The sequence below is a fragment of the Psychrobacter piechaudii genome (genome assembly GCF_900162825.1).
GTDB lineage: Bacteria > Pseudomonadota > Gammaproteobacteria > Pseudomonadales > Moraxellaceae > Psychrobacter > Psychrobacter piechaudii.
Genome location: NZ_FUGE01000055.1, coordinates 1 through 8,830, shown reverse-complemented (window position 1 = coordinate 8,830; position 8,830 = coordinate 1). Strand labels below are relative to the sequence as shown.

Sequence of the window (8,830 nt, the reverse complement as noted above, 5' to 3'; positions counted from 1 at the left end):
TTCTTTTTCCAACGCTGAATTGTCGTTGTACTGATTTGATATTCTTCGGCAAGCTCTCGATAACTGTAACCTTCGTCAAGCTTGTCTAATATCATTTGTCTGTAGTCTTTTGAATATGCCATCTTATCAGTGTATCTTATTTATGGGGCTATGACTATATCGTCAAAAAAGTTATCAATCAGTCGCAGTTATAACTTCAAATATAGAGGCAATCATTGTATGATAAATGCCTCTATCAAGCGGTAAAATGTCTCTAGCATAACTATTACAAGAGTGGTTCACATTATTGCAGTTATGTGCAAATAGCACTACTTCTCTATTTATAAAGTTAAGCTAACTAACTGCATAATTTATAGCCAAAAGCTTATAGTAGGAGACAAGTTATTACTATTGGTCACTGCTTGACTGATTTCTATTCATTTATCTCTTTAATAGCCAGTTGCCGATATGTCATTACTTAAGTTAAATCGAACTAAGACCCTCGATAGCCAGGTTAATTTGGCAAGGCCTTCCTGTATTTTACACTCTAATCCTACAGTGCTAAGTGGTCATCGCTTCAAGCTAAGTCATATTTCTTTAGCCCCATTTGCTTTGCGGGCTTCATTGGCACTCGCTCTGTGCGGCAGCCTATCAATGGTAACGGCTCATGCTGCAGACCAGATACAAACAAATAGCAATGGCAACGATGAATACATTTACTCTGAAACAGCAATCCCTCAGTCGGATTTGTCTGCTCAGAAGACGGTTGATATCGATAAAATAAGCCAAAATCTAGAAAAAGGCAGTTACCAGCCTATTCCTTTGCAAAGTATCATTGACCCAACTACTGGGGTGCCTATCGATGATGTTTATCGTATTGATGTGCCTGAACAATTAAGCCTACTCCAGGCTCAAAATGTGTTACTTCAAGTATCGCCCAAGCTTGCCAGCAACAATGCCGGTATTATCTCAAACCAACTAACCTCTGACGCCACTAAAGGCCTAAAGCAACCTTTGGTCTTCTTACGCGCTGGTGCCACTAGATATAATGTTGACGCAGATATAGATCTAACGGGTTTAAAAACTGGAATTAATGACAGTGTGCAGCAGGCATTACAAAATAACACCCTCCCCCCACTTCCTCCTACAATTGGTGAGGATATCTCTAATGCCATTACCGGTCGCTTGCCTGACGAATATAATTTAAAACGTGATGGGTCATCGACCAGTGCTGGGGTGGCCATGCTATGGCCGGTATATACTGCGGGACGTACTCAAGCCGTTACGGATTTAGCAGACGCAAGAACGGTAGAGAGTCAGGCCGATGCTTTACTGGATAAAGATGAGCTACAAACCACATTGGTTGAGCGTTATTTTACTGCTCAATTGGCGATGCTAGCAGCTTACTTGCGGGATGATGCACTCAATACGGTCAGAGAGACCGATCACATGGCACAGCGCTACTTGGAAGAAGGCTTTATTTCAGGAGTAGAGAGACTAGAGGCTAAGACCGCTCTGGCAGAAGCTGAGAGTGAAGCCATCAAAGCACGCCATGATGCACAGCTTGCCATGACTGCTCTACAAAGATTATTACGTGCACCGAAGCCTATCAAGCCGACCACCCCGCTATTTGTGTCTTCAAAGCCTCTGCCTCCACTGCAGTACTTCCAAGATTTGGCCCTAAAAAACCACCCAGGACTAAAAAAAGTAGATGCCAAATACGCACAAGCGCAGTCACTAAGTAATTTGTCAGACACTGAGTTTAAGCCGACAGTTTCTGTCTTTGGTTATCATGAAATAGACAAAGACCCCAGCTGGATTGCTGGTGTGTCAGCCAGTTGGAAACTTTGGGGTGGCTTGGATAAAGGTGCACAGCATGCCTCTGGCCAAGCAAAAATGCGTCAAGCACAGCTGGCTAAGATTGATGTCAGTGATAACATATTATTGTTGGTAGAAAAAAACTGGCAGTCTGTCGAAAATGCTCGAGTACGCTTCCAATCTTTAAACAGCAATGTGTTACTTGCCCAAGAGCTATTGCGTTACAAACAGCTGGGTATGAAAGAAGGGGTAAATACCGCCCTAGACGTCACCACGGCTCAGACCAAATACTTACAAGCTCGGACCGAGCAAGCCGCTGCCGCCAATGATTATGTCCAAGCACTGGCTGCTCTGATGGAAAGTATCGGCACGCCAGAGGCCTTTAATGAGTATATGGCTGTGGCTGATATTAAGCTGCCCACTGTTTATTAATTGCCGGTATTATATTAAAACACTATAGTCTATTACCTGTACCCTATAAAAGCCCATGGTCGATAAAACCAATGGCTGCTCTGTAAACTAGATTGACCCTTTATTATTATTTTTTATCTTCTAGGATAAATGCATGAATGCCGTAAAAAAGCCTAGCCCAATAATGCTTAGAAACATTATTATCACTCTGTTTGCTGTTGGCGTTATCGCACTTATTATTTATGGGCTTAATAAAAGTAAACAAAGCACCGAAAAGCCCATCGTCGTTCAAGGTCAGATGGAGATGCAGTCTACCGCCATCGCCGCAAAAGTTCCTGGAAGAATTTCAAACATCATGGTGACTGAAGGGGATACGGTAACCGCCGGTCAGCAGCTCATTGAAATGGATTCTCCTGAGATTACCGCTAAGATGAATCAAGCGCTAGCTGCTCGAGATATGGCGCAAAGCCAGCTAAATAAAGCTGAAAACGGCGCTAGACCGCAAGAGATTGGGCAAGCCAAAGCTGCCTGGCAAGCCAACCAAGCGGCGGCTGACTTAGCCAAGAGTACTTTTGAGCGTGTTGATCGTCTTTATCAAGAAGGCTTAATGGCCCGTCAAAAGCGGGATGAAGCTTATACTCAATATGTCGCAAACCAAGACAAAGCAGACGCCGCCCGTTTGCAATATGACTTGGTATTAGAGGGAGCTCGAGAGGAGGATAAAGATGCAGCCAAGGCTCAAGTTGCCCAAGTGGATGGCAAAATTGAAGAGGCTCAAGCGGCTCAAGACGAAGCCAATCTAAAAAGCCCTATCTCCGGTATCGTTGATGATGTTATCGTCAATCCTGGTGAAGTTATTGGTCAAGGGGTGCCTATCATGACCTTGGTCGATCCGAACGATCAATGGGTGGTCATCAATGTCACTGAAAATCTATTAAACCAATTTAGCATTGGTAAAGAGTTTGTTGGTAAAGTCCCAGCTTTATCTTCACCAGAGCACTCTTATCAAATGACGTTTAAAGTATTTAACACCGCAGCCATGTCTGATTTTGCCACTTGGCGTGCTACCAATACCGAAGACAATTTAGATGTTCGTACTTTTGAAGTCAAAGCACGTCCCACCAAAGCGGATACCAAAATTCGTTCAGGAATGAGCGTTGTGGTAGAGATTGATCCCAAAGCAGTAAATAAAAAATCCAATATTGCTTACTAATCTCTATGGAATTGATAGGCTAGAATATGTCCCAGTCACACTCTGATAATAATGAAAAGCCGAGGATAGTCTTTGGTGATAAGGGCAATCGCGAAGCATCGTTATGGTCTGTTTTTGTACGCAGTGCAACCTATGAGGCTAGATTTCTCAAGGAGCACCGCTGGGACTATGTCATGCTTTTATGGTTGCCCCTATTGACCATTTTAAGTGTCTGGTGGATATTTTCTAACCCTTATATCGTTGATGTTCCGATTGGGGTGATGGATGAAAGCCGTAGCGGTTATTCTCGCACATTAATCCGTTATTTAGATGCCAGTCCCGATTTGCAAGTCAAAAACCTCTACCACGACACAAACAGTGCTCGAAATGCGATTTTGAGCAGAGAGATTTATGCGGTAGTTTATATACCTGAAGACTTTGACGAGCAAATCAATAGAGGTCTACCCTCTCCGGTTATCCTAAAAGTAAATGCTCAATATGGTACTCACTCTGGCATTATTCAAAAAGGGGTACAAACGGTAACCGGTACCTTATCTGCAGGAGTAGAAATCAAACGCAGTATTAAACAAGGGGCTTATGGCGAGCAAGCGATGATATCGCATACGCCCATCTCGGTAGAACGCATAGGTTTATATAATATCGGCACCAACTATCAAAAATTTCTGGCATCGACTGTTATTCCTTCTTTGTTACACATTTTAGCCATGATTATTGGCGCTACCACTATTGGGCGCGAGATTAGGGACAAAACTTTTTCTCTGTGGTATCACAATATGGTGTTCCCAGACATGCCCTACCCTGACTTTAAAACCTTAAAACATATTCCGCCAGAACAAAGATTGGCTTACCTGCATTCAAGCTTGCATGAAAGCTGGCAGCAGCCTATTAATTATAGTTTGATGAATTCTAGGACATATGAGCCGGTAAGCAAATCACATTTTACCTTGTCTAATCCTAACCTTCGTTATCGTTTGAACTTTAATAAAAGTGCAAAACCCAGAATGCCCACTAAGGTATCTATTATGGCACTGGTCGTTGGCCTCAACGGCAAGCTGATTTGGGCTTTATTGTCCTATATAATATGGGGTATATTGATGTTAGCCTTAATTGTGTCGATACATCCTGCCAGCTGGATCGGCCTGATGCTTGTGTTTATCGCTTATGTGGCATTAGTTATGATCTCACTTTGGGTAGGCGCCATTTTCAGCTTAACAAGCTACTCTTTACGTATGGGTTTATCGAGTACTGGGTTTGTCTCTGCTCCCTCTTTTGCTTTTGCAGGCGTTACTTTTCCGCTCATGGCAATGAGTGAAGGCGCTCAAAGATGGGCCAATATGTTGCCACTGACTCATTATTTAAAAGTACACTTAACCCAACTCCAAATGGCAGCACCCCCTGCTATCGCTATGCCTTCAGTCCTAGGATTAATAGCGGCAGTAGTGGTAACTTTGGTTATCACCGCGCTGCTGTGTTTAAGAGCTTTTAAAAATCCAGCGCGTTGGGGGGCTCGATAATGTCTGATAATGATTACAAACCTGATGCTAACTTAATTAAGAAGCCAAAACCTAAGCGCCAAGGCAACTATGTTCATACCTCTTTTTTACAAGGGTTTTTGCAAACTTTAGCCTCTATCTTTAAAGATAAAGGCGTATTATTGATGTTGGTAATCGCCCCTATTATTTATGGTTTTTTCTACCCTTGGCCTTATAAAGCCGAAGTTGTCCAAGAGGTTCCGGTCGGCGTGGTTGATTATGACCGTAGTGAATTATCAAGTACTATAACCCGCTATAGTGATGCCAGCCCTAACTTGATTGTTTACAAATATGTAGATGAAGATGCGGCGATAGAAGCCATGTATCGAGGCGATATTGCCGGCTATCTCATCATCCCAAGAGACCTTGAGCGAAATGTCTTTTCCAATAAATCAGCTTATGTCTCTGTACTGGCCAATAACGGCTACTTTTTGCTCAATAAGCAGGTACAAATGGGCTTTACAAAAGCCATAGGTACTGTCTCCGCAGGAGTGGAAGTAAAAAGGAGCGTGGCCAAAGGCGCTTATATGGATACTGCCAAAAAAAGTACCCAGGCTGTTCCGCTACGTATAGACCCCATGTACAATCGTTCAGAAGGCTATGGGGCTTATGTGGTGCCCGCAGTGTCTATTCTAATTTTGCAACAGACGCTATTAATGGGTACCGCTTTGCTTATTGGTACTTGGTACGAAAATAAGAAACAAAATGCGACTACCACAGGCTGGTTGGGACGTATTATGGCGCTGTCTTTGGTCTCTTTTTTGATGGGTTGTTTTTATTATGGCTGGGTATTTTCTAATCAGAATTACCCTCGAGGTCATAATATGTCAGGCACCTTGCTATTTTATGCCCTATTTGCCGTTACCGTTGCGACTTTAGGCTGTCTACTAGGCATGTGGTTCAAAGAACGTGAACGCAGTATGCAAATTTTAATTTTCAGCTCAATGCCTATATTTTTCTTAAGTGGATTTCCTTGGCCCACTACGCAATTGCCTGAGCTTTTACAATATGTTGGTTGGCTGTTCCCCACCACCTCAGGCATGCATGCTTCGGTACAGCTGAACCAGATGGGGGCCTCGATAGCTCAAGTTAGCGAACACTTCTACCATTTGGCTATTTATTGGGTGATTGCTTTTATACTATTAATTGGCGTACAGCATCGAAAGATAAATAAAACTGAGACTAAAGTGTTTTAATCATCGCCTTGCTCAAAGCTGGCTTTTTAAGCCAGCCCTCTTATTTTGAAGACTTTTCTTCCCCTCTCCAACTATTATTGACTTTAGGCACAAATAAAAATGGAAACCCTAAATATTGTATATTTGGTAGGTGCGATTCTTATTTTTTCTAGCATCATGGCCAGCACCCTATCAGCCCGACTGGGCCTACCCTTATTATTGCTATTTTTGGGCGTTGGCATGTTGGCCGGTGATGAGGGGATTTTGGGCATTGAGTTTTCCCAATATGGTATTGCAAACTTTGTCGGCCAAGCCGCCTTAGCTTGTATTCTACTAGATGGCGGGCTGCGCACTTCTTTTAAGTCTTTCCGAGTCGGCTTAAAGCCAGCTGTAGTATTGGCCACATGGGGGGTGTTTGCTACTGTTCTTATCCTTGGTATCTTCGTCACTTGGCTGCTAGATGTTGACTGGCGCATTGGGCTGTTAATGGCGGCTATCGTAGGCTCAACTGATGCGGCTGCGGTATTCTCTTTACTGCGTAACGGTGGCGTTAAGCTAAACGACCGCGTTCAAGCTACGCTTGAGCTTGAGTCGGGAGCGAACGACCCCTTCGCTATCTTATTAGTTACTGGATTAATCGCGTTAAATGTTGATCCTGAAAGCCAAAGCGTCCTAGGGTTCTTTGGGTTACTGGCCCAACAGCTTGGCTTTGGGATGATGATGGGCCTAATCTCAGGCTATCTATTATCCAAACTAATTCCCAAACTATATTTAGCCGTTGGCATGTACGCTATTTTGATTATGTCAGCCGGCCTAGCGGTATTTGCGGCCACCAATTTAATAGGCGGAAGTGGATTCTTAGCGGTTTACTTAGCTGGTATTTTAATTGGCAATAATAGAGTACGTGCTACAGAGCATGTTTTAAGGGTAATGGACAGTTTTGCTTGGTTATCACAAGCAGTTCTATTCGTTGTCTTGGGCTTATTGGTAACGCCTTCTAACGTATTGAATGTTTGGTACTACTCGGTAGCGATTACCACCTTTATGATACTGATTGCTCGTCCTATTGCGGTTTATTCAAGTATCAAACCCTTCGGTTTTAAAGACCGAGAAATTGGCTTTATTTCCTGGGTTGGTCTGCGCGGTGCGGTACCGATTACCTTAGCCATTTTGCCAGTGATAGCAGGTCTAGAGGATGCCTTCTTATTGTTTGATATCGCTTTTGGCGTGGTTATTTTATCTCTGATACTACAAGGTAGCACCATTCCCTTTATGTCTACTCTATTCAAAGTACGTGTCCCTCATACCCCCGAACCTGATGAACAGATGGAGATTTGGGTTTCTGACCAAGCCAGTATTACCCTATACGAATTTGAAGTAAAACCCGGTGCTTTCGCTATGGGTCGTCATCCTTTAGACATTTCACCCACTATAAGTAATGATGAAATTGCTGTTTTCGCTTTAATCCGAAATGAAAAGATAGTCGTAGTAGATAGAGAAACCACTTTAAAATATGGGGATAGAGTTTGGTACGGCCTTAGAGGCAATCATGCGGCCAAAATTGCTCGAATTTACAATGATATTAAAATAGATAGAAGAGAGGTTGAGGACTTCTATGGCGACTGGATGATATCTCCTAATGTGAAATTAGGTGACCTTCCTTTCTTTGATGAGAACGCCCCTTCTACTCCGCCCAACACCAAAGCTCGATACAATAAAGATGGCTCTCCTATCAATATGTGGCAACAAACGGTTGCAGAGTATATCAAAGCCAACCTTAATGCCCCTCCGGTTCCTGGCGATATGGTGCAAATTAATGAAGAATGGGCACTTATTATTAAAGAGGTAGATAACAGAGGTACTCTACGTACCATTGGTCTTAAGCACTATCAAGCTAAGTAAATAGCCTGATAACTTACTGAATAACCGGCAATGAAAAAACCGTCAATAGACTAATGCCAGTCAGTTAAGGCTGACTGGTATTTTTTTTGGGATATTTTTGTGGTTTTCCCTTAACCACCCTCGGGCAAGATCGCTTTCTGCGTTCAGGAATGACAAACAACTTTCCTTCCTCTATAACTGCATCTAACAACTTAGGGAAGAGTCCTGCAGCCTGTAAAGGCGCAAACCGTAACAGATCAACAATCGTAATAGACGCCATATGAAAGCTAATTCGTAGAGGGCTAACGTTAGCTCTAAGGGCCATATATCGCATCAAACGTCTTATCAGATTATAAGCAATCATAAGCCCCCAGAATTCTTGTAAAACAAGCTGTGGCAGCTTACTTCTTAACAACAGCCCCTGCTGTAAATCAGACTTAATTTCCCTAAAAGCCATCTCAATCTCCCAGCGCTGCAAGTAAAGCTGTGCCACTTTATCCTTAGTAAAGCGTTTATCATCTACTAAAGAGGTGATGTATCGTCTTATCTTACCCTCATAACGACACTCAATTAATCGAGCTTGCCAAGTAGCAGGTAGGTTTGGATTTTTCTTTTGAGCTTGAGGGGAAACCGGCATTTGTATTAAGTAGTCCCCTTCACTAAAGGTTTTAATCACAGTGTAACGCAGATTATCTTTAGCCCGCATGAGCCAGTGACTGTTTGATGGGCTTGTTGCCAACTAATCAGTAGGTCTGCTGAGAAATAGGCTCTATCAAAGAGCGTAATGCTATTGTCTTGAATATTTAGCTGACGGGCTAAGG

General features: G+C 42.9%; 7 protein-coding genes. 5 read left to right on the top strand and 2 right to left on the bottom strand.

Annotation, left to right across the window (positions count from 1 at the left end; translation table 11 throughout):
• A partial coding sequence (locus A1019T_RS01965; RefSeq protein WP_143514058.1) for a helix-turn-helix domain-containing protein occupies positions 1–122 on the bottom strand: 122 nt, incomplete at its 3' end.
• Positions 123–447: 325 nt separating this feature from the next.
• Here A1019T_RS01965 and A1019T_RS01960 point away from each other — a divergent pair.
• The 5 genes from A1019T_RS01960 (at position 448) to A1019T_RS01940 (ending at position 8,030) form a co-directional block, all read left to right on the top strand.
• Complete coding sequence (locus A1019T_RS01960; protein WP_077450189.1) at positions 448–2,229, top strand: TolC family protein; 1,782 nt, start codon at positions 448–450, stop codon at positions 2,227–2,229.
• A 133-nt stretch (positions 2,230–2,362) separates the two neighbouring features.
• Entirely contained in the window at positions 2,363–3,421 is a 1,059-nt protein-coding gene (locus A1019T_RS01955) for an HlyD family secretion protein (protein WP_077450188.1), read from the top strand.
• 26 nt (positions 3,422–3,447) lie between these two features.
• Entirely contained in the window at positions 3,448–4,935 is a 1,488-nt protein-coding gene (locus A1019T_RS01950; protein WP_077450187.1) for an ABC transporter permease, read from the top strand.
• Positions 4,935–6,149, top strand: a complete 1,215-nt coding sequence (locus A1019T_RS01945) for an ABC transporter permease (RefSeq protein WP_077450186.1) — start codon at positions 4,935–4,937, stop codon at positions 6,147–6,149. The genes A1019T_RS01950 and A1019T_RS01945 overlap by 1 nt, the downstream gene beginning before the upstream one ends.
• Before the next feature lie 99 nt (positions 6,150–6,248).
• The gene (locus tag A1019T_RS01940; RefSeq protein WP_077450185.1) at positions 6,249–8,030 is read left to right on the top strand and encodes a potassium/proton antiporter; all 1,782 of its coding nucleotides are present in this window, start codon (positions 6,249–6,251) and stop codon (positions 8,028–8,030) included.
• A gap of 64 nt (positions 8,031–8,094) precedes the next feature.
• Here A1019T_RS01940 and A1019T_RS01935 read toward each other — a convergent pair whose 3' ends face one another.
• Complete coding sequence (locus A1019T_RS01935; protein WP_077450184.1) at positions 8,095–8,715, bottom strand: transposase; 621 nt, start codon at positions 8,713–8,715, stop codon at positions 8,095–8,097.
• Positions 8,716–8,830: the final 115 nt, after the last annotated feature.

Excerpts from the sequence above, each read along its gene's own strand:
- A1019T_RS01960 (WP_077450189.1), top strand. The coding sequence starts at position 448 with ATGTCATTACTTAAGTTAAATCGAACTAAGACCCTCGATAGCCAGGTT.
- A1019T_RS01955 (WP_077450188.1), top strand. The coding sequence starts at position 2,363 with ATGAATGCCGTAAAAAAGCCTAGCCCAATAATGCTTAGAAACATTATT.
- A1019T_RS01950 (WP_077450187.1), top strand. The coding sequence starts at position 3,448 with ATGTCCCAGTCACACTCTGATAATAATGAAAAGCCGAGGATAGTCTTT.
- A1019T_RS01945 (WP_077450186.1), top strand. The coding sequence starts at position 4,935 with ATGTCTGATAATGATTACAAACCTGATGCTAACTTAATTAAGAAGCCA.
- A1019T_RS01940 (WP_077450185.1), top strand. The coding sequence starts at position 6,249 with ATGGAAACCCTAAATATTGTATATTTGGTAGGTGCGATTCTTATTTTT.
- A1019T_RS01935 (WP_077450184.1), bottom strand. The coding sequence starts at position 8,715 with ATGCGGGCTAAAGATAATCTGCGTTACACTGTGATTAAAACCTTTAGT.